At 67.9% G+C, this 19,096-nt stretch carries 20 protein-coding genes; 12 read left to right on the top strand and 8 right to left on the bottom strand.

Annotated features, from left to right (window positions below):
* Window positions 1-15: 15 nt before the first annotated feature.
* Window positions 16-1,008: an oxidoreductase gene (locus AB0M15_RS39760; RefSeq protein WP_363831711.1), complete on the bottom strand. Its 993-nt coding sequence runs from the start codon at window positions 1,006-1,008 to the stop codon at window positions 16-18.
* 40 nt (window positions 1,009-1,048) lie between these two features.
* Between AB0M15_RS39760 and AB0M15_RS39755 the strand changes: the two genes are divergently transcribed.
* Window positions 1,049-2,029, top strand: a complete 981-nt coding sequence (locus tag AB0M15_RS39755) for an AraC family transcriptional regulator (RefSeq protein WP_363831708.1) — start codon at window positions 1,049-1,051, stop codon at window positions 2,027-2,029.
* Here AB0M15_RS39755 and AB0M15_RS39750 read toward each other — a convergent pair.
* Together AB0M15_RS39750 and AB0M15_RS39745 are read right to left on the bottom strand one after the other, a co-directional pair.
* Window positions 1,995-2,393 (bottom strand): PPOX class F420-dependent oxidoreductase, encoded by a 399-nt coding sequence (locus tag AB0M15_RS39750; protein WP_363831705.1) that lies wholly within the window; start codon window positions 2,391-2,393, stop codon window positions 1,995-1,997. The two genes, AB0M15_RS39755 and AB0M15_RS39750, sit on opposite strands and share 35 nt — an antisense overlap.
* 34 nt (window positions 2,394-2,427) lie before the next feature.
* Window positions 2,428-2,994 carry a TetR/AcrR family transcriptional regulator gene (locus AB0M15_RS39745; RefSeq protein ID WP_363831702.1) on the bottom strand — a complete coding sequence of 189 codons (567 nt, stop codon included), beginning with the start codon at window positions 2,992-2,994 and terminating at the stop codon, window positions 2,428-2,430.
* Window positions 2,995-3,091: 97 nt separating this feature from the next.
* On the opposite strand from AB0M15_RS39745, the gene AB0M15_RS39740 reads away from it, so the two are divergent.
* The 5 genes from AB0M15_RS39740 (at window position 3,092) to AB0M15_RS39720 (ending at window position 7,634) form a co-directional block, all read left to right on the top strand.
* The gene (locus AB0M15_RS39740) at window positions 3,092-3,700 is read left to right on the top strand and encodes a DUF2867 domain-containing protein (RefSeq protein ID WP_363831699.1); all 609 of its coding nucleotides are present in this window, start codon (window positions 3,092-3,094) and stop codon (window positions 3,698-3,700) included.
* Window positions 3,701-3,912: 212 nt separating this feature from the next.
* Window positions 3,913-5,631 carry a 2-isopropylmalate synthase gene (leuA, locus tag AB0M15_RS39735; RefSeq protein ID WP_363831696.1) on the top strand — a complete coding sequence of 573 codons (1,719 nt, stop codon included), beginning with the start codon at window positions 3,913-3,915 and terminating at the stop codon, window positions 5,629-5,631.
* Window positions 5,632-5,671: 40 nt separating this feature from the next.
* Complete coding sequence (locus AB0M15_RS39730) at window positions 5,672-7,138, top strand: GNAT family N-acetyltransferase (protein ID WP_363831692.1); 1,467 nt, start codon at window positions 5,672-5,674, stop codon at window positions 7,136-7,138.
* A gap of 75 nt (window positions 7,139-7,213) precedes the next feature.
* On the top strand, window positions 7,214-7,522 hold the full coding sequence (locus AB0M15_RS39725; RefSeq protein WP_363831689.1) for an SAV_915 family protein: 309 nt from the start codon (window positions 7,214-7,216) through the stop codon (window positions 7,520-7,522).
* Window positions 7,512-7,634: a hypothetical protein gene (locus AB0M15_RS39720; protein ID WP_363831686.1), complete on the top strand. Its 123-nt coding sequence runs from the start codon at window positions 7,512-7,514 to the stop codon at window positions 7,632-7,634. Before AB0M15_RS39725 ends, AB0M15_RS39720 begins: the two co-directional genes overlap by 11 nt.
* A gap of 3 nt (window positions 7,635-7,637) precedes the next feature.
* On the opposite strand, the gene AB0M15_RS39715 is transcribed toward AB0M15_RS39720, so the two are convergent.
* The 3 genes from AB0M15_RS39715 to AB0M15_RS39705 are packed head-to-tail and all read right to left on the bottom strand — an operon-like array spanning window position 7,638 to window position 12,258.
* Window positions 7,638-8,315: an ATP-binding cassette domain-containing protein gene (locus AB0M15_RS39715; protein ID WP_363831683.1), complete on the bottom strand. Its 678-nt coding sequence runs from the start codon at window positions 8,313-8,315 to the stop codon at window positions 7,638-7,640.
* Window positions 8,312-9,151 (bottom strand): ATP-binding cassette domain-containing protein, encoded by an 840-nt coding sequence (locus AB0M15_RS39710; protein ID WP_363831680.1) that lies wholly within the window; start codon window positions 9,149-9,151, stop codon window positions 8,312-8,314. Before AB0M15_RS39710 ends, AB0M15_RS39715 begins: the two co-directional genes overlap by 4 nt.
* Window positions 9,148-12,258 carry an FtsX-like permease family protein gene (locus AB0M15_RS39705; RefSeq protein ID WP_363831676.1) on the bottom strand — a complete coding sequence of 1,037 codons (3,111 nt, stop codon included), beginning with the start codon at window positions 12,256-12,258 and terminating at the stop codon, window positions 9,148-9,150. The genes AB0M15_RS39710 and AB0M15_RS39705 overlap by 4 nt, the downstream gene beginning before the upstream one ends.
* Window positions 12,259-12,384: 126 nt before the next feature.
* Between AB0M15_RS39705 and AB0M15_RS39700 the strand changes: the two genes are divergently transcribed.
* From AB0M15_RS39700 to recO, 3 genes are read left to right on the top strand one after another with little or no spacing between them, the layout of a single operon-like run.
* On the top strand, window positions 12,385-13,368 hold the full coding sequence (locus AB0M15_RS39700; protein WP_363831674.1) for an aldo/keto reductase: 984 nt from the start codon (window positions 12,385-12,387) through the stop codon (window positions 13,366-13,368).
* The gene (locus tag AB0M15_RS39695) at window positions 13,365-14,192 is read left to right on the top strand and encodes an SDR family oxidoreductase (RefSeq protein WP_363831670.1); all 828 of its coding nucleotides are present in this window, start codon (window positions 13,365-13,367) and stop codon (window positions 14,190-14,192) included. Before AB0M15_RS39700 ends, AB0M15_RS39695 begins: the two co-directional genes overlap by 4 nt.
* A gap of 40 nt (window positions 14,193-14,232) precedes the next feature.
* A complete protein-coding gene (gene recO, locus AB0M15_RS39690) occupies window positions 14,233-14,991 on the top strand; it encodes a DNA repair protein RecO (protein WP_363831666.1) in 759 nt (252 codons plus the stop codon).
* A 321-nt stretch (window positions 14,992-15,312) separates the two neighbouring features.
* Here the strand turns inward: recO and AB0M15_RS39685 are convergent, their stop codons facing one another.
* Window positions 15,313-15,972: a hypothetical protein gene (locus tag AB0M15_RS39685; RefSeq protein ID WP_363831663.1), complete on the bottom strand. Its 660-nt coding sequence runs from the start codon at window positions 15,970-15,972 to the stop codon at window positions 15,313-15,315.
* Between the two features lie 332 nt (window positions 15,973-16,304).
* Window positions 16,305-16,913, bottom strand: a complete 609-nt coding sequence (locus AB0M15_RS39680; RefSeq protein ID WP_363831660.1) for a hypothetical protein — start codon at window positions 16,911-16,913, stop codon at window positions 16,305-16,307.
* Window positions 16,914-17,091: 178 nt separating this feature from the next.
* Between AB0M15_RS39680 and AB0M15_RS39675 the strand changes: the two genes are divergently transcribed.
* The 3 genes from AB0M15_RS39675 (at window position 17,092) to AB0M15_RS39665 (ending at window position 19,093) form a co-directional block, all read left to right on the top strand.
* Window positions 17,092-17,922 carry an isoprenyl transferase gene (locus AB0M15_RS39675; RefSeq protein ID WP_363831657.1) on the top strand — a complete coding sequence of 277 codons (831 nt, stop codon included), beginning with the start codon at window positions 17,092-17,094 and terminating at the stop codon, window positions 17,920-17,922.
* Between the two features lie 86 nt (window positions 17,923-18,008).
* Window positions 18,009-18,209 (top strand): hypothetical protein, encoded by a 201-nt coding sequence (locus tag AB0M15_RS39670; RefSeq protein ID WP_363831652.1) that lies wholly within the window; start codon window positions 18,009-18,011, stop codon window positions 18,207-18,209.
* Window positions 18,206-19,093 carry a hypothetical protein gene (locus AB0M15_RS39665; protein WP_363831650.1) on the top strand — a complete coding sequence of 296 codons (888 nt, stop codon included), beginning with the start codon at window positions 18,206-18,208 and terminating at the stop codon, window positions 19,091-19,093. The genes AB0M15_RS39670 and AB0M15_RS39665 overlap by 4 nt, the downstream gene beginning before the upstream one ends.
* Window positions 19,094-19,096 lie beyond the last annotated feature (3 nt).

Here is a 19,096-nt window from a genome sequence, read left to right as displayed (position 1 = left end):
CTCGCCGCGAGTCATTTATCGGCGGTGGAGAATTTCCTCGCTGAGCTTCCACAGCCGGCGAGCGTTGTCGGGGTCGATCGCGTAGGGCAGTACGCCGAAACTGCCCGGCGTCAACGCCAGTACTTCGGTGTCCGGCTGCTCGCCGCTGTGCACCTTCGCGATCTCGACGTCCTCGCAGTAGACGCCGCCGAGGCCGTCGAGCTGCGGGCTGGTCGCACACCAGACCTGGGTCGCAGCACCTTGCTCAGGGGTCTTCAGGCCACGGCCGGGGTCGATGATCGGTTCGTAGTTCTCGTCCAGGAACCCGCCCTGCCGCAGCAGTTCGCGGTCGGTGCCGCCCGCCAGGTTGGTCATGATGCTACCGGGATGGACGGCGAACGCGCGGATGCCGTTCTCCCGCTCGCGGGCGTCGAGCTCGACGACGAACAGGACGTTGGCGGTCTTCGACTGCCCGTACGCCGGGTAGGGGGCGTACTCGCGATGCTCGAAGTTCGGATCCTCGAAGTCGACGGCGCTGTACCTGTGACCGCGCGACGACAGCGCGACGACCCGGGCGCCGTCAGCCTGGCGCAAGGCGGGAAGGAGCCGCGTGGTGAGCTGGAAGTGGCCGAGGTGGTTGGTGGCGAACTGTGACTCGAAGCCACGGGCGTCGCGGCGCAGGGGAGTGGCCATGATCCCGGCGCTGTTCACCAAGAGGTGGAGTGGACGTCCGTCGGCGAGGAATCGATCGGCGAAGGCGTCGATGCTGCCCGGGTCGAGCAGGTCCAGCTCGTCGACGACCACGCCCTCGACGCCGGCCAGTTGCTTGTTTGCGCGAGCCGTATCCCGCGCCGGAACGATCAGCTCGGCGCCGGCGGCCAGGAAGGCCCGGACGGTCTCTTTGCCGAGGCCGGAGTAGCCGCCGGTGACGATCGCGGTCCTGCCGGTGAGGTCGATTCCGTCGATCACCTCGGCCGCGGTGGAGGCTGCGGTGAAACCGGATCCGATGGGTTGTTGTGGTGTGCTCATACCTTGAAGGTAGTTCGGCTCAGCCGTACTCTGAATGCTTGTGAGTCCTGAAAACTTGCGTGAGAGTACGGCTGATCCGCTGGCGCAGACGCTGGCCCTCACTGAGGCGCGGTGTCATGTCTCGCGCGGCTTCGAGGCGTACGGCGACTGGGCGCTGCGCTACCCCGCGTCGCGGCGGCTGAAGTTCAGCGCGATGGTGGAGGGGACCTGCTGGCTCGACTTCGAGGACGGCCGCCCCCGGATCGGGCTGGAGCGCGGTGACGTGGTGCTGTTCGACGGCCGGCGGACCTTTCTGAAGGGCAATGCCGACGTGCCGGTCGAGGACGCCGTCGAGGCCTTCGATGCGTACGACGGGCCGATCGCCCGGTTCGGCAGCGGCGCGGCCGATCGCTCGGGGACCAAGGTGGTGGGCGTCGGCGGGCACGTCAGCGTGAACCGGACCGGTGAGGAGCTGCTGATCCGGGCACTGCCGCCGGTGATGGTGCTGCGGGCCTCCGATGAGCAGGCCCCGGTCTTCCGCTGGTTGCTCGACCGGTTGTTGCATGAAGCAACGACTGTGCTGCCGGGTGCCAGCCTCGCGGCCGACAACGTGGCCCATCTGCTGTTCGTGGAGACGTTGCGCGCCTGCCTGACCGAGGCCGAGTCGCTGCCGGTCGGCTGGTTGCGGGCGATCGCCGACGAGCGGATCGCTCCCTCGCTCCGGCTGATGCACGACCAGCCCGGGCGGGCGTGGCAGTTGGAGGAGCTGGCGCAGGCGTCGGCGATGTCGCGGACCACCTTCGCTGAACGGTTCCGGTCGGTCGCCGGCGTACCGCCGCTCACGTACCTGACGAACTGGCGGATGAGGTTGGCCGAGCGGGCCCTGCGTGACGAGGACACCCCGTTGTCCACGCTCGCGCACTCACTCGGCTACACCTCGGACAGCGCCTTCAGCAACGCCTTCAAACGGGTCAACGGAATCGCCCCGAAGCGCTACCGCGACGCGGCTACATCCCGTACGAGTGCTCGACGGTCATCGTGAACAACAGCCGCCTGTCGGCCACCATCGCCCGCCGGTAATCATCCCAGTCCGGGTGCTCGCCGGAGGCCTCCCGGTAGTAGGTGACTAGTTGCTCGACGGTGTCATCGTGCTCGTCGGTGGCGACCGGGGTGAGCTCGGCCTTGCCCTCCAGGACGATGTACGAGCGACCGCCGGGGCCGTTCACGTAGAGGCTTGCGCGCGGGTCGCGACGGAGGTTCTTGGTCTTCGCGCGGTCGTCGGTGAGCGAGACGCGGATCCGCTCACCGTCGTACAGGTAGGTGACGTTGGACAGCTGGGGACGCCCGTCGCGCTTGATGGTGACAAGCACACCGAGACCGGTCTTGCCGGGGAGCTCTGAGGTCATACTTTGAAGCTTAATTTTTCAAGCAAACTTGAAGTCAACTCGGTGGGGTGAGGAGCCAGTTGCGGGTGTGTTTGAGGACTTCGGTGCGGCTGCGGGGGCCGTGGTCGGCGGCGATGAAGTGGCTGCCGATGTAGACCGAGAAGACGAGCAGGCTCCGCGTCTCGACCTCGGCGGGGTCGGGGCAGAAGGCGGCGAAGAGTTCGCGGAGGTAGGACATTCGGCGGTTGTCTACGCGGCGAAGGCGGTCGGCGACGGCCTCGTCGCGGCGGGCCCAGTCGCGGATCGCGAGGTCGACGGTCACTTCGGTGGGGAGTTGGTCGGCGGAGGCGACGATCGTGATCAGCCGGTGGAGCTTCGTCACGGCGTCGCCGCCCTCGCTCTCGACCCGGTCGATCAGTTCCTCGGTAGTGGCCAGTTCCCAGCTGTCCAGCATCTCGTCGAGCAGTGCGCCGCGGTTCTCGAAGTACCCGTAGAAGCCGCCCTTGGTGACGCCGAGCGCCTGCGCGATCGACTCGATCCGGACCGCCTCCGGACCGCCGGCGGCGAGCGTGCGCAGTCCTTCCTCGATCCAGCGCGCGCGAGGGGTGCGTGCCAGCGCCACGACTGTGTCTCCTCTCACCGGGACCAGATCTATACGCAGCCGTACAGATCTTGCTAGCTTCAATCTATACGGAAGCGTACAGATCCTGGAGGCACCGATGAGACTGCCGCTCGAAGCGCATACGGACCAGCCCTGGCGGATCCATCAGCTGACGCCGGATTTCACCGTCGAAGACGTCTGGGCGCTGCCGACGCCGGGCGGGCCGGGTGAATTGCCGCGGCTGCTCGCCACGTTCGGGCCGGGACAGCCAGGGGGAGATCCGGAGGAAGCCTTCCCGGCGGGTGCGCCGCCGATCGTCCGGTTTCTGTGGGAGGCCCGCTGGAAGCTCGGCCGGGTCTTCGGCTGGGACGACGAGGACGGCGGTCTCGGTGGGCGGGTGCAGACGCTGCGCGATCGCTTCCCGGACGACCTGCGCGAGGCACCGACCGGCCCGGATCTCGGCAAGCTTCCGTTCGACCCGCTCTACCAACTCGACGACGAGTGGGCCGCCGAGATGGCGAACCGAACGGTGCACGGCGTCCTGCACCTCAGCTGGGTGCCCGATGGCGCGGGCGGGTACCGCGGCCAGATGGCGGTGCTGGTGAAGCCCAATGGCCGCCGCGGAGCCGCCTATATGGCAGCGATCAAGCCCTTCCGGTATCTCTTCGTCTACCCGGCTCTCCTGCGCCTGATCGAACGCAAGTGGCAGGCCACTGCCGCCGCCTGACCGTCACTCTCCGTCTCGGTGTGCGAGACCCCGGGTTCGACCTCTGGATGGGGTTGTGCATAGACTCACAGGCATCATGCGGCACCAGCTTCTCCTCCTTCGCTGCCGCGGCGAGGCCTGACGTAGGCCGGTTTCCTCGCCGCGGAGTTTCGTCGTACGCCGGTCGAACCTTGACCTAGCTGTACACACTTCCCGCGAGGAGACCCCGCATCATGGCACCCAAGAATCAGCCCAAGCCTGTTCAGCAGTCGTCCGGTATGCCGATCGGGCGCTACAGCGCGTTCCCGCCGATCGCGCTGCCGGACCGGACCTGGCCGGCCAAGTCGGTCGACGCGACGCCGCGCTGGCTGTCCACCGATCTGCGCGACGGCAACCAGGCGCTGGTCGAGCCGATGTCGCCGGCCCGCAAGCGGCGGATGTTCGACCTGCTGGTGAAGATGGGCTACAAGGAGATCGAGGTCGGTTTCCCGAGCGCCAGCCAGTACGACTTCGACTTCGTCCGCAGCCTGATCGAGGGCGACGCGATCCCCGACGACGTCACCATCTCGGTGCTGACCCAGGCCCGCGACGAGCTGATCGAGCGGACCGTGCAGTCGCTGGAGGGGTCGCCGAAGGCCACCATCCACCTGTACAACGCGACCGCGCCGCTGTTCCGCCGCGTCGTGTTCAACGTCGACAAGGCCGAGTGCCGCAACATCGCGGTACGGGGCACCGAGACGGTGATGAAGTACGCCGACGAGATCCTGGGCGACTGCGAGTTCGGCTACCAGTACAGCCCGGAGATCTTCACCGGCACCGAGCTCGAGTTCGCGCTGGAGGTGTGCGAGGCGGTCAGCGACGTCTGGCAGCCCGCCGAGGGCCGCGAGATCATCCTCAACCTGCCGGCCACCGTCGAGATGTCGACGCCGAACGTGTATGCCGACCAGATCGAGTGGTTCGGCCGCAACCTGACCCGGCGTGAGCACAGCACGATCAGCCTGCACCCGCACAACGACCGCGGTACCGCCGTCGCCGCGACCGAGCTGGCGCTGATGGCCGGCGCCGACCGCGTCGAGGGCTGCCTGTTCGGCCACGGCGAGCGAACCGGCAACGTCGACCTGGTGACGCTGGGGATGAACCTGTTCAGCCAGGGCATCGACCCGCAGATCGACTTCTCCGACATCGACGAGATCCGCCGTACCGTCGAATACTGCACCCAGATGCGCGTACCCGAGCGCCAGCCGTACGCCGGTGACCTGGTCTACACCGCCTTCTCCGGCTCGCACCAGGACGCGATCAAGAAGGGCCTGGAGGCACTGGACAAGCAGGCGGCGGCCGAGGGCATCCCGGTCGGCCAGATCCACTGGGAGGCGCCGTACCTGCCGATCGACCCGAAGGACGTCGGCCGGTCGTACGAGGCGGTCATCCGGGTCAACTCGCAGTCCGGCAAGGGCGGCGTCGCGTACATCATGAAGTCGGAGCACCGGCTCGACCTGCCGCGCCGGCTGCAGATCGAGTTCAGCCGGGTGATCCAGCAGCACACCGACGCCGAGGGCGGTGAGGTCGGTCCCCAGCAGATGTGGGACATCTTCGAGGCCGAGTACCTGGCGCCGGGCAAGCTGTCGCTGCTGACCGTCAACTCGACCTCGGGTGAGGGGCAGAACGACGCGCTCCGGGTGCAGGTCTACTCCAACGGCGTGCCGCACGAGTTGGTTGGCGAGGGCAACGGTCCGGTGTCGGCCTTCGTCGACGCGATCAAGCCGCTGAAGTACGACGTACGGGTGCTGGACTACCACGAGCACGCGCTCTCCGCCGGTGGCGACGCCCTGGCGGCGGCGTACGTCGAGTGCGAGGTCGGCGACGAGGTCTACTGGGGTGTCGGCCGGGACGCCAACATTCTCACTGCCTCGTTGAAGGCGGTCGTCTCGGCGATCAACCGCGCCACCCGTTAATTGCATGGTGTTTCACGCCCGGAGCTGATTGGCTCTGGGCGTGATCACCGTGCGCGAGGTCGACCCACACGACGAGGCGGCCTTCGACGCCTGGTACGACGTACTCCGAGCCGGCGCTGTCGCCGATCGCGAGGTGCCACTCGTCTTCAGCCGGGAGGCGACGGCGAGCTCGATGCGTCACCCGAACAAGCTCAAGTCCCGGCACCCGGTCGCCGCCTACGACGGGGAGCGGATCGTCGGCGCGATGCTCTTCGAGTACCTGCTGACCACCAACCTCGACTCGGTCGCGGTGGAGATCGACGTACCGCCTGCTGAGCGGCGCCGGGGCGTCGGTACGGCGCTCTGGGGCTGGGCGCGAGCGCGCGCCGCAGAGCTCGGCCGGACCGTCTACCAGGCCGAACTCGCCATCCCGGACGGCTTCACGACCGAGACCTGGCCTGGCTGTCTTTTCGTCGCCGGGCTCGGTTTCGTGCTCGAACATGTCGAGGACCACCTGGTCCGGCCGCTGCCGTACCAGCCGCAGTTCGAGCTGGAGCCGCTCGAGGGCTACGAGCTGATCTCGTGGACAGGCGCGTGCCCGGAGGAGCTGCTGCCGCTCTATGCGGAGCTCCGGACCGCGATGAGCGCCGACGTACCGACCGGCGGGATGACTCGTGAGCCGAAGGTCTGGACGGTCCAGGAGCTACGCGAGCAGGAGGAGCGGATCCTCAGGAGCTACCTCCCGCTGCTCGTCCTGGCGCGCACTCTGGACGGCCGCCCGGCCGGTTACACGATGCTGTACCTGCCGCTGACCGACCCGGACAACGCGCTGCAGGAAGACACGCTCGTACTGCGTGACCACCGCGGCCACAACCTCGGCGCCCATCTCAAGGCCGCGAACTTCGAGCAGCTGGCCAAGCACCAGACCACCCACCAGTGGCTGCACACCTGGACCGCCGAGACGAACATCGCCATGCAGAAGGTCAACGCCCGCTTCGGGTTCGTACCGCGCGAGAAGAACGCCGAGTACGAGGTAGAGCTACCGGCGCCGTCTCTCCGGCCGGCGGCGCGAGCTGTCGTGCTGGATCCGGAGGATCGGATCCTGCTGCTGCGTTTCGAGTTCGCCGACGGCCACGCCGTGTGGGCGCCGCCTGGTGGTGGGGTGGAGGCGGGGGAGTCGTTGCCGCAGGCCCTGGCACGCGAGCTGGCTGAGGAGATCGGGATCGAGCCGCCTGCCGACGCGCCGCACTTGTGGCATCAGGTGACGGTCGCCGACGGACATGCTCAAGGGTTCGACGGTGTGACCAACGACTACTTCCTGGTGCGGACGGAGGCGTTCACTCCGGCCGGGTCGATGTCGGTGGAGGAGATGCTGGCGGAGAACGTGCACGGGCATCGGTGGTGGACCTTCGTGGAGATCCAGAACCATCAGGGTCCGGAGTACCTTTCGCCGCGCACGCTGCCGTTGCTGCTCGCGCGGCTTCGCGATGACGGGCCGCCGGTGACGCCGGTCTTCATCGGGCTGTGAGAGGTGTGTTGGGAAGGTATTTGAAGCGTGTGAGGACTCGGACGCGGGGCGGTCGGGCGATCTAGCGTTGGGGTTGTGACTACATCTACTGGTGATCCCGTCCCGTTATTCGTGCCTACCCGTACTGCTGGGGCGCTGGACGTCGCGGCGCTGCAGTGGGGGCGCCGGCCGGACGGCGTACGGGTGGGCATCGCGTTCAGTTCGGCTCGATTGTTGCGGGCGGCAACCGGGCCGCGGCAGGAGTGGGTTCGGTTGCACGAGAGTTCGTTGCGGGAGATGCTCGCGCCGTTCGGGATCAGTGTGATTCAGGTCGACCCGGTGTTGGTCGGGCCTGATGTGGCACAGGTCCGTACGCCGGAGTTGGTGGGCCACCATGGCGGTTGAGCCCTACGACCGGCACCCACGCCGAGAGCGCTTCGATCCCGAGTTCGTCGCGATCGTCCGGATCATCGTCGTGATCGGTGCCCTCGCCGTCCTGCTCTACTGGCTCGGCTGATCCTTACAGCCGGCGTTCCCAGCTGAGGTGTCCCTCGTCCATCAGGGCGTGGCCGTCGGCGCCGGCGGCCACGCTCGGGTCGTGGGTGGCGATGATGACGGCGGCACCGCGGTCGGCCTCGTCCCGCAGGAGTGCGAGAACGCGCTCTCTGTTGGTGCTGTCGAGTTCGCTGGTGGACTCGTCGGCGAGGATCACCTTGCCGCGCTGAGCCAGTCCGCGGGCGACCGCGACGCGCTGTTGCTCGCCGCCGGACAGCTCCTCGACCAGATGATCGCCGCTGTCCTCCAGCCCGACGTCGGAGAGCGCTTTCGCGATGATCTCGTCGATCGACTCCAGCGCCTCGTCGCGGTCCTGGTCGTCCGACGGCAACTTCCGCTCGGCCAGCAGCGGCATCGACAGGTTCTCCCGCGCCGTGAGCACTCGCGCCAACCCGTTGCCCTGCGGAATCAGTACGACGCCGTGGGCCGCCGCCCGTGGCCGATCCACGATCTCCAGCCCGTCGACCTCGACCGAGCCCGACTTCGCCGAGACCGCCCCGGCGATTGCCCAGAGCAACGAACTCTTGCCGGCCCCGGACGGCCCGCTGACCGCCAGCACGTAGCCGGCAGGCACCCGGAGCGAGACGTCAGCCACCGCGACCAGTTCGCCGTACGCGACAGTGAGGTTGTTGACGGTGATCATGCCTCGCCCTCCTGCTCGACCGGCGTCAACCGGACTTCGTCGTCCTCGGTGGTGGTCACGCGCAACAGCGTGCCTGGTGGCAGCAACTCCGCGACATGCGGCGGCAACGGCAACGAGCCGTCGGTCGCGACCACCGCGAACTCCTCACCCGACCGGCCCTCCGACGCGATCCGCCCGTCCTTGATCGTGATCGTCCGCGGCAGTACGGCCGCCACGTCCGGGTCGTGGGTGATCAGCAGCACGGTCATACCGGTCGCCTTGTTGATCGTCGAGATCGCGGCCAGTACTTCGTCGCGCGCCCGGTGATCGAGCTGGCTGGTCGGCTCGTCGGCCAGCAACAACCCGGGGAACGTGGCGATCCCGACCGCGACCGCGCAGAGCTGGATCTGGCCGGGTGTGAGCCGTTCCAGCGGGGTCTGCGCATGGTTGCTCAGGCCAACGAGATCCAGCACTTCCTTCGGTGCGGGTAGCGGTCGGCCTTTTACTGCGGCGCGTTGCGCGTACCGCACGTTGTCCTCAGGGGTGAGGTATGGAATGAGGTTGCGCCCGGCCCCCTGCAGCACGATGCCGACATCGCCGGCCCGCATCCGGTCGAGCTCGGACTCGGTCATCGTGGCGATGTGATGCTCGCCGATCTGCAGCCGCCCGGCGCTCGGCGTCAGCAACCCACCGCACAGCTGCAGCAGCGTGGACTTCCCCGCGCCGGACGGCCCGAGCAACCCGACCAGTTCGCCTGGCCGGACGCTGATCCCGATCCCGGACAGGGCCGCGACGTCGTGCCCCTGGCTGCGGTAGATGTGCACCAGGCCGGTCGTGTTGATCGCGAGGCCGGTCATGACAGCTCCTCCCGGATCCGGGTATAGCCGGCCCGCCGGTTGACGCCGGTGCCGAGCAAGAGGGTCGCCGTGGTCATGATCGCCGTACTGATCAGCGTCAGTACCGACGCGACGGCCCAGTTGGTGGCGAGGTCGAGGGGGATCGGCGACGGTTGGCTGGTCGGGGCGAACAGCGGGATCATCGGCAGCGCGACGTGAGCGCCGAGGATGCCGCAGGCCGATCCGAGCAAGGCGGCCAGCGCGACCGGCCCGGTCTGCTCCCACCTCGCCGCCCGGCCGGTCGTGGCAGCCGGTACGCCGGTGATGCGCAGGCTCGCGTAGTCCTGGGCCCGGGAGCGCCACGAGGTGACGATCATGAGCAGCAGCACGATGATCGCGAGCGCCCAGCCGGCCACACCGATCACCGGTGTGAGCTGGAGAGCCAGCGCGCTCGCGGAGCGGCCGTAGGTGGCGACCTGGTCGGATTTGCGGTCGATGAGGGTCGCCGGGATCCCGGCCTTGCCCAGCTCGTCGATGATCTGTTGCGAGTGGGCCAGGCCGTCCTCATTGAGCCAGAGTTCGAAATCGGTACTCGTGTCGGCGACGCTGCCGCCCAACCGGCGTACCGTCTCCAGATCGACCACCGCGGTGTGCTCGGTGTAGCGCGGGATCGCGGTGCGCAGCCGGTCGAGCTTCTCGACCGTGAACGCGAGACCGTCCAGGCCGGGCACGGTCTGGGACTCGGTGACCGCGTACTCCGGGCTGATCAGCGCCGGCACCGCGACCGGAATCCGGCTGGTCTGGACGCCCAGCTCCCGGCCGATGCTGGTGATGCCGAGGACCAGGCCGCCCGGCGGGCCGTCCGTCGCGCTGATGGTGCCGAGGTTGGCGGCATCGCCTTCGTTCTGGTCGGGCGCGTCCCAGGTGCCCGCCTTGCCGAGCGGGATCGACGGCTGGGTGTCCGTGGCGACCTTGTCGATGGTGATCTCGCCGCGGATGCCGGCCGAGTCACCCAGCTCGCGGGTGACGCCCAGCCGGATCAGGTCGCAGGTCTCGGGGCAGACGATCTGTTTGCTGAGCTGAACCGGTTTCCCGGCGTCCAGCTTCATCGGCGGGAACTCGACGGTGAACCGAGAGCCCGTGTCGTGGCTGAAGAGCGAGGCCTGGAGCACGACGGACTTCGCGGGTGGCCCGACCGGCGCCTCCTCGCCGTCGCCGGTGGGTGGGTAGTAGGGCTGCAGCGCGCCGGGCGTCGCAGTGATGGTCAGCCGCTCGCCCTTCAGCGTGATCGGCGGTGGCTCGGTCGGGGCCTTGAGCTGCCGGAAGCCGTCGGCGTCGGTCAGCTGGTCACCGCGGAAGGCGACCCGCTGATAGCTGTCCGGCTCGATCATCAGCGTGCGCAGGCCGTCCGGGTTCGACGGGGACGACAGCACGACCGGGGTCATCCAGCGCCGGTCGTGGTCGATCTTGTCGATCGCGGTGCTGAAGTCGGAGAAGACCCGGACGTCCATCGACAGCACACCGTCGGCGCCGACCTCGTACCCGGCTCGGTAGTCGCGGTTGCGGTCGGCCACGGAAGAGGCCTGGCCGGCGAAGGAGACCAGTGCGGTCGCCACCGCCACTACGGCGACGATTCGGGTCACTGCCGGGCGGCGGGCAACCTGGAGCGCTCCGAGCGCTAGGCCGAGCTGGCCACGGCGCAGCGCCTGCCTGCTGATCAGGCCCGCTGTCGGGAGGAGGAGGTGAGCGAAGGTCAGGCCTACCGCGAGCGCGAGCAGGCTTGGCGTCAGTACGGGCAACGGACCGCGGCCACCGCCGGTCAGCGCGCCCAGCAGCCCGGCCGAGGCGACCACGATGACGATGACGTCGATCAGGCCGATGGTCCGGCCGCGGCGCCGCGGGACGATCCGGCGGAGCAGGGTCGAGATCGGCTGCCGGATGACGGCCCGGATGGTCCAGGCCACGACTGCGAGTCCGACGAGGGCCGCGAGGGCGGCTGCGGCCGGTACGGTCCAGGGCAGCTCCAGCGGAGCTCCGTCATTCAGCCAGGTACTGCGAACCACCAGCAGCAGGCCGAACCCGCCCAGCCCGCCCAGCACTGTGCCGACCACGACCGGCACGGCAAGCTCGGTTGCCAACAACCGGCCGGTACGCCGTGAGCTGGCGCCGCGCAACCGGGACACGGCCAGCTCCGGTCTGCGCTGGTCGACGACAGCGGCCAGCGCGAGGGCGAGCACCACGACGCCGAACAGCGCCACCTGGACCATCACCAGCGGGATGATCGTGGCGGCCTGCTTGCGCTCAGCGGTGATCCCGTCGATGACGCCGACGAGTCCGGAGGTGTTCTGCGCCTCGAAGGCCGCCGCAGCGACAGGTGATTCGTCGGTGACCTGGCGGACCCGATCCAGATCGCCGACCCGGACCTTGCCGGGCAGCGGGTGGGTCTCGACTGTTGAGTGGGCTCCCCAGACGCCTTTCGCCAGCGTGTCCCGGACGGTGAACATGTAGTCGGAAGAGGCTGGCCGACTCTCGCTGGCGGCGACGGAGTGGCCGGTCGGCCCGAGCCCGTACCAGTAGGGGTCACGGTCGTCGGCTTGGTAGATGCCGACGACGCGGAGTACTCCACCGCCGGCGTACCGGCTGGGCAGGGCGCTCAGGGTGGCGCCGAGAACGGTGCCGAAGTTCTTCACGTCGGTGGTGGAGACGGCCACCTCGTTCGGCGCGGCCGGACAGCGGCCTGAGGTGAGTACGAGTTTCTCGCAGTAGCCGTCGCGCCACACCAGCTTGCCGGTCGGGCCCGGCTTCTGCTTGCCGAGGCCCCAGCCGATGTCGACCGTCATGCCGTACCTCGGTGGGCTGAACAGCGGCCGCAGGTCGTTGGGCAGGACGGTGGCGAGCTCCTCGGGTTTGACCGACGCGCTGGGGCCGTTGACCCCTAGCGGCGGAGTCGACTCGAGCTGCCAGCTGGCCGGCAGCCACTGGCTGGTCAGAGTCTCGGTGGTGACCGTCTGCTCGACCGCGCGCGAGAACCACGGCGCGAACGTCGCGCACGCGCCGATCAGCACGCTCACCCCCGCGAGCACCAGCATCTGGGACCAGCGGTACCGCAGCGCCTGCTTCAGAAACATCAGTGGCCCACCCCTAAGCCGTTCCGCCCGATTCACTACCCGGCCGAAGATACGGAAATCCGGGGTCGGGCAGCTCGTCGGAGGTCAAATGACACAGAGTCGTTACTGCGGTATAGGTTTCTTGGCATGCGTGAATCCCACCTCGGAGAACTGACCGTTTCGGCCCTCGGCCTCGGCTGCATGGGGATGTCCCAGTCGTACGGCGTGCAGAGCGACGACGCCGAGTCGATCGCCACCGTGCACGCCGCGATCGACGCCGGTTGCACCTTCATCGACACCGCCGACGTGTACGGCGACGGCGCGAACGAGGAGCTCGTCGGGCGGGCGCTGGCCGGCCGCCGGTCGGAGGTGGTGCTGGCGACGAAGTTCGGCTTCCAGCGCGTCGGCTCGGACATGCCGACCGTGGTGAACGGGCGGCCGGAGTACGCGGCCTCGGCTCTCGACGCGTCGCTGCGACGGCTCGGGGTCGACTACGTGGATCTTTGGTACCTGCACCGGCGCGACCCGGAGGTGCCGATCGAGGAGACGGTCGGGGCGATGGCTCTGGCGGTGGAGGCGGGCAAGGTCCGGTATCTGGGGTTGTCGGAGGTGTCGGGTGAGACGGTGCGGGCGGCCCATGCGGTGCACCCGATCAGCGCAGTACAGAGTGAGTGGTCGCTGTGGACGCGCGATCCGGAGACCGGGGTGCTGCCGACGCTGCGCGAGCTGGGGATCGGGTTCGTGCCGTTCAGCCCGCTCGGGCGTGGGTTCCTGACCGGGCAGATCACCTCGCCGGACGACTTCGAGCCGGACGACATGCGGCGCGGCCTGCCTCGCTTCAGTGGGGAGAACTTCCAGCGCAATCTTGATCTGGTGGCGCGCGTTCGCTCTCTTGCCGAGGAGAAGGGTGTGCTGCCGAGTCAGCTGGCGCTGGCTTGGTTGCTTGCGCAGGGCAATGATGTGGTGCCGATTCCGGGGACGAAGCGGCGGAAGTACCTGGCTGAGAACCTTGGTGCTGTTGACGTTTCGCTGACTGCTGAGGAGCTCGCGGAATTGGATGCTGCCTTCCCGCCGGATGCGGTGGCCGGGGATCGGTACGCGCCGAGTGGGATGAAGCAGGTGGGTAAGTGATCGGTGTGACCGGGTCGACCGGTCAGCTGGGGTCGCGGATCGCGCGGTTGCTCGCGGCGGAAGGGGTGGCGCAGCGGTTGATCGTGCGGGATCCGGGGCGGGCGCCGTCGTTGGCCGGGGCGGAGGTGGCGCAGGCGGCGTACGGGGAGAATTCCGCGTTGCTGAACGCGCTGGACGGGGTCACGACTTTGATGTTGCTGAGTGCGACGGAGTCGGCGGATCGGGTTTCGTTGCATAAGGCAACTGTTGATGCTGCGGTGGCGGCTGGGGTGCAGCGGATCGTTTACACGTCGTTCGTCGGTGCTTCGCCGTCGGCGACCTTCACGTTTGCTCGGGATCACTGGCACACCGAGGAGCATGTTCGGTCTACCGGCGTGGACTTCACGTTTTTGCGGGACAACCTGTATCTGGATTTCTTGTCCGGGTTCGTCGGCGCTGACGGTGTGATGCGCGGGCCGGCGGGGGACGGGCGGGTGGCGGCGGTCGCGCGTGATGACGTCGCCGAGGTGGCGGCTCGGGTGCTGGTGTCGTCGAAGCACTCCGGGATGACGTATGACCTCACTGGGCCGACGGCGTTCACGCTGACCGAGGCGGCTGCGTTGATGAGCTCGGCGTGGGGGCGGTCGGTGCGGTACGAGCCGGAGACGCTGGATGAGGCGTACCGGTCTCGCGAGGGCTTCGGCGCTGCTCCGTGGGAGGTGGCCGGCTGGGTTACGTCGTACGCGGCGATCTGCAGCGGCGAACTGAGCGGTGTCAGTAGTGCGGTCGAAGACATCACCGGGCATTCACCCGTCAGCCTTGCCGACTACCTGGCCAAGGCCTGACCTCGCTGGGGTTGTCGACGCGACCTGAGACAATGGTCAGATGCCGCTCTATCGTGACGAGGCGATCGTGCTCCGGGTCCAGAAACTGGGCGAAGCCGATCGGATCGCCACGCTCCTGACCCGCAACCACGGCAAGATCCGCGCCGTCGCCAAGGGGGTCCGCCGCACCTCATCCCGCTTCGGTGCCCGGCTGGAACCCTTCAGCCATGTCGACCTCCAACTGGCGACCGGCCGGACCCTCGACGTGGTCACCCAGGCGGTCTCCATCGCCGCCTACGGCGAAGGCATAGTCAGCGACTACGCCCGCTACACCACCGGCACGGTCATCCTCGAGACCGCCGACCGCCTGGTGGTAGAAGAAAAAGAGCCCGCCACCCAGCACCACCTCCTGCTGGCCGGCGCCCTCCGAGTCCTCTCCTCCGGCGAACGCACCCCCGGCCTGGTCCTCGACTCCTTCTTCCTCCGCTCCCTGGCGATCTCCGGCTACGCCCCGTCCTTCGACGACTGCGCCAAATGCGGCGAACCAGGCCCCCACCGAGCCTTCAACCCCGCCGCCGGCGGCATGGTCTGCAGCACCTGCCGCCCACCCGCCTCCACCATGCCGTCCCCCACCACAGTCACCCTCCTGGCCGCCCTCCTAACCGGCGACTGGCCCACCGCAGAACGCACAGACCCCAAAACCCGCCGAGAAGCCACCACCCTCGTCTCCGCCTTCACCACCTACCACCTAGACCGCCTCCGCTCCCTCCGCCACCTAGACCTAACCCCCACCACCCCCACCCAACTAAACCTGGGCTAAACCCCCACCCGCTCAGTCGCCGCACCGACGTGGCCACCAACAGCGACGCTCAAGCCCACCACGGAGAGCTCAGCACCCCACGTGCCTCCAACCCGACTCGGCAGCGCGGAACAGGACCGTATCCGCCAGGAGGACCTCGGTAGCCTGCCGGCCGGGCTTGGGGAGGATCTTCTGAAGACTTGGGTAGGCAAATGTACCGATTCGGGGCTAAAACCCACCCCAAACCTTTATCCCAACGGGATTTACCTGCTCAGCAGAGCATCGCGAGCCGGTAAAGCGATGACCCGTACGCCGATGGGCGGGGGTGCGCTCCACCATGCGTCAGCAGCCGCCGACCGCCGGAGCCGACGATGGCGCTCCACCCGGATCGACCAGGACAGGTACCGCCTCTCCGATGCGTAGCTGGGTGGTGGCTTGCTGGGTCATGTCGATCTGGCCGGTGTCGCCGAGGGTGCTTTGCCAGCTGATGGTCCACTCGGCGGTCGCGCTGACCGGGTACTGACAGTTCGGCTGCTCATGCGACGTCTTCCGATACCGATGCCCACAGTCCGGCGAATCGGCAATCCCCTTCGCCTTGCTGTACGGCGTACCAGCACCCTCACACCGAACCGTCTTCCCGTCACCCATCTTCCAGTTGATGGCTTTCACCACCCCCGTCGCAGTCACCCGCAACCCAGGCACCTCAGCAAACCGCTCAATCGGCCCGTAGGTGTTCTCCGACCTCTCCACCCACAACCACACGGGCATATTCACCAGCCCGATCTCCCCAGCCCCCGGCGCAGACCGCACCTGAGGCGGCTGCAGATTCATCTTCGCGATCGCCTCATACGCCAACGTCACAGGATCGGTCACCACGGTGTCAGGAGGTCCAGGAAGCCAGACCCACTTGGTGACGAGGTGCCGGCCCTCGTCATAGCCTTTCTCCACCACGCAGGCCCAGATCTTGCCGTCCGTATGACCCTTCCAAGCGGGATCTGTCATGGGTGGTTGCACATCGAGGGACTGCAGGTAGCACTGCTCGCTGTTGGACCAGTTCCCAAGCTCTGATGTGCAGGCCTGCGCGGCTCCACCGGCTTCGCAGACGCGATTCTTGCGTTTTCCGCCCTTGTCGCCAGTCTCAGGCTTTGTGCTCGGAGTGCCGACCGTGCTCTTCAAGGTCCACATGCAGAGGCCAATACGCTGGATGCAGACCCAGACATAGTCCGGCCCTGGTTTCGGAGGCCGATCGTCGCGCATGGCCCCGGCAGCGAATGATGTGGCCCCGATGGTCAAGATCAGTAGGGCGAGGGCGCCAGCGCTCAGCCTGCGCGGCTTCAGCATGCGCCGCCCACCTTGTCGGCTATCAGGAACCACATCTGCTGACCCCCGCTCGCGGGCTTCGCGAAGACGAGTTGTGACGAGAACTGGTGCCGCTTGCCGTTGTCCGGGCCTACCGGTACGGGCTTGTTGTCCTTCACAAAGCGGGTGACGACGCCGGACGAGTCGATGCAGTTCGTGAGGCGTACTTCGGGCTGTTCGAGGCCGAGATTCACTGACACCACCGTCGTACCGGAGATCTTGGTCTTGCCGGTCTGGTACCAGCCGTACTCCTTCAACTGCTTCGCGCCCCCGCTGAGTTCGACGAGCCATTGGCCGCTGTTGCCTGCCTTCGCCAGCGCGTTTCGATCGAACTTGGCTGGAGTCTCGAAGGCCCGATCCGTGGCAGCCCGAGCGGCTATGTACTGCGCGGTGGCGGCGGTGATGGCTGCTTGTTCTTCCGGGGTGTAGGCCGGGGTTGACGGAGCCGTTGGGGTGGGGGTCGGGGTTGTTGAGGTGGTGGGGGCTGTGTTGGGGTGACCGGCTTCGGGGGAGTTGTTGCAGGAGGCCAGGGTGAGGGTGGCGCAGATGGCAACGGTGGTGGATAGAAGCGGTCGGGCGAGCATGTGGGAGGGCTCCGATCGTGGGTTGCAGGCGGTACTAGGTTCGCATACGGAGGGTGGTCGGCGGGGTGGGTTGTCCACAGGGGTGCAGGAAGTTGCAAGGGGGCGGGTTGGGGTGAGGGAGGGGGCGGGGAGAGTGGGTGGGGGCCGGGGCAGCGGTGGGGTTTGGGAGGATTGGGGTATGTCGCCTATTGGTCGTCGTCGGGGTCGGGTCGAGGTTGTCGGGCGGGGGGAGGTTGTTGCTCCGGACGTGCATCCGTCGGGGGCTCGGCCGCCGGTGATTCCCAAGGAGTTGGTGCCTCGGCATGTGGCGATCGTGATGGATGGGAACGGGCGGTGGGCCAAGGCGCGGAATCTGCCTCGGACGGAGGGGCACAAGGCGGGGGAGGCTCCGCTGCTGGATGTGATCAAGGGTGGGATCGAGATCGGGGTGAAGTACCTGTCGGCGTACGCGTTCTCGACGGAGAACTGGGTTCGGTCGCCTGATGAGGTGCGGTTCCTGATGGGGTTCAATCGCGATGTGATTCACCGGCGGCGCGACGAGCTGGACGCGATGGGCGTGCGGGTCGTCTGGTCGGGGCGGCGGCCGCGGTTGTGGAAGAGCGTGATCGACGAGCTCGAGGACGCGCAGGAGCGGACCAAGAACAACGACACGATCACGCTGCAGTTCTGTGTGAACTACGGCGGTCAGGCGGAGATCGCGGACGCGATGCGGTCGATCGGCGCGGAGGTTGCCGCGGGCAAGCTCAACCCGGACCGGATCACCGAGAAGACGATCGCGAAGCATCTGTACCACCCGGAGGTCCCCGAGGTCGACCTGTTCGTCCGGTCGTCGGGGGAGAAGCGGACCTCCAACTTCCTGGTGTGGCAGCTCGCGTACGCGGAGATGGTCTTCCTCGACACGCTCTGGCCGGACTTCGACCGTCGCGATCTGTGGCGCGCGATCGAGATCTACGCCCAGCGCGACCGGCGCTACGGCGGCGCGATCCCCAATCAGGTCGAGCAGGCCTGACAACACCAGCCGGTACTACGTAACGCCACGTGAGCCCGTCGAGGGTTTAGTGTCCCGTAAGCGACACTAGGCTCGCCAATCGACCGATGGATGTCGTCCAGGAGGAGTTGCCGACCGTGCAAGAGCAGCCGACGGGTGAGACGCCGGAGCAGGCACTGACGCGGGAGTTGCGGGCCGCCCAGGCGGAGATCCGCAGCGTCGGCTCCGTACTGGACGATGCCCTCGCCGAAGACGACCGCCTGGCGGCACTCGCCGCCACCCCGCTGGACGAGGGTGGTCGGCGATGACGGTGGCGGAGGATCGGCAGCGTGCTGCGAATCTGACCGATCAGACGGCGTCGGCGCTGGTCGCGGCGCGGTCGGCGATGCTGTCGGCCAGGGAGGCGACGGCTGACTTCGATCGGTTGCTCGAGGCAAGGTTGGAGGAGGCGGGGAGTCTCGGCGTACCGGCGCAGCACGCTCGGGAAGGCGAGTACGCCGGCCGGCAGGCCGACAGCCCGGGGGCTCGTGACAACGCCACCGACGACATCCGCAGAGCGCTCTACAGTGCCGGGTTGACCAGCGACCAGCTCAACGGCCGGCTGCAGCGGGACATCGGGCAGCTCGAGCAGATCGGGGACGACCTCGATCGGAGTTCGCGGGCGCTCACGCATGGGAAGAGCTTCCTCGACGAACTGGAGCAGTTGCCCGTCGAGCGGGATGAGCAGACCGGCGAGCCGACCCCGGAGGCGGCCGAGCAGCTCAAGCAGACGGCGATCCTGCGGCAGCGGGTCAGCACGATGGAGAACTCGATCGGCACGGCCAGTACCGGAGTCAGGAACGCCGAGACGCAGCTGAAGTCAGCTCGCGAGACCGCGCGTCGCCTGGTCCAGTCGCCGCCGAGCGTCGGCACCGACGGCCGGATCTCCAACGCGATCGACCAGACCCGTGAGGAGCTCGGCAGCAATCTCCGGTCCGCTCGCCAACGGCTGGACGGTGCGAACCAGGATCTCACCGCCGGCCGCCCAGCAGCCGAAGAAGCCGCCCAGCGCAGCGTCGACCTGGCCAACGCGACCAGAGCCGGCCTCAACCCGACCCCACCCTCGAACGACCGCCCGCCAGCAGGCCCCTCCGAGTCAGACCTGAGCCGCCGCCTCAACGGCCCCACCCAAAACCCAACCCTGGAACGCTAACGA

It is taken from the genome of Kribbella sp. NPDC051718 (assembly GCF_040681515.1).
Lineage (GTDB): Bacteria > Actinomycetota > Actinomycetes > Propionibacteriales > Kribbellaceae > Kribbella.
Note: the sequence above shows the minus strand (reverse complement) of the source record. Positions and strands in the feature narration are given on the sequence as shown.

Bases quoted from the DNA above. Each gene is read 5' to 3' on its own strand.
- AB0M15_RS39760 (WP_363831711.1), bottom strand. From the start codon at position 1,008: ATGAGCACACCACAACAACCCATCGGATCCGGTTTCACCGCAGCCTCC.
- AB0M15_RS39750 (WP_363831705.1), bottom strand. From the start codon at position 2,393: ATGACCTCAGAGCTCCCCGGCAAGACCGGTCTCGGTGTGCTTGTCACC.
- AB0M15_RS39740 (WP_363831699.1), top strand. From the start codon at position 3,092: ATGAGACTGCCGCTCGAAGCGCATACGGACCAGCCCTGGCGGATCCAT.
- leuA (WP_363831696.1), top strand. From the start codon at position 3,913: ATGGCACCCAAGAATCAGCCCAAGCCTGTTCAGCAGTCGTCCGGTATG.
- AB0M15_RS39720 (WP_363831686.1), top strand. From the start codon at position 7,512: ATGGCGGTTGAGCCCTACGACCGGCACCCACGCCGAGAGCGCTTCGAT.
- AB0M15_RS39715 (WP_363831683.1), bottom strand. From the start codon at position 8,315: ATGATCACCGTCAACAACCTCACTGTCGCGTACGGCGAACTGGTCGCG.
- AB0M15_RS39710 (WP_363831680.1), bottom strand. From the start codon at position 9,151: ATGACCGGCCTCGCGATCAACACGACCGGCCTGGTGCACATCTACCGC.
- AB0M15_RS39705 (WP_363831676.1), bottom strand. From the start codon at position 12,258: ATGTTTCTGAAGCAGGCGCTGCGGTACCGCTGGTCCCAGATGCTGGTG.
- AB0M15_RS39700 (WP_363831674.1), top strand. From the start codon at position 12,385: ATGCGTGAATCCCACCTCGGAGAACTGACCGTTTCGGCCCTCGGCCTC.
- recO (WP_363831666.1), top strand. From the start codon at position 14,233: ATGCCGCTCTATCGTGACGAGGCGATCGTGCTCCGGGTCCAGAAACTG.
- AB0M15_RS39685 (WP_363831663.1), bottom strand. From the start codon at position 15,972: ATGACAGATCCCGCTTGGAAGGGTCATACGGACGGCAAGATCTGGGCC.
- AB0M15_RS39680 (WP_363831660.1), bottom strand. From the start codon at position 16,913: ATGCTCGCCCGACCGCTTCTATCCACCACCGTTGCCATCTGCGCCACC.
- AB0M15_RS39675 (WP_363831657.1), top strand. From the start codon at position 17,092: ATGTCGCCTATTGGTCGTCGTCGGGGTCGGGTCGAGGTTGTCGGGCGG.
- AB0M15_RS39670 (WP_363831652.1), top strand. From the start codon at position 18,009: ATGGATGTCGTCCAGGAGGAGTTGCCGACCGTGCAAGAGCAGCCGACG.
- AB0M15_RS39665 (WP_363831650.1), top strand. From the start codon at position 18,206: ATGACGGTGGCGGAGGATCGGCAGCGTGCTGCGAATCTGACCGATCAG.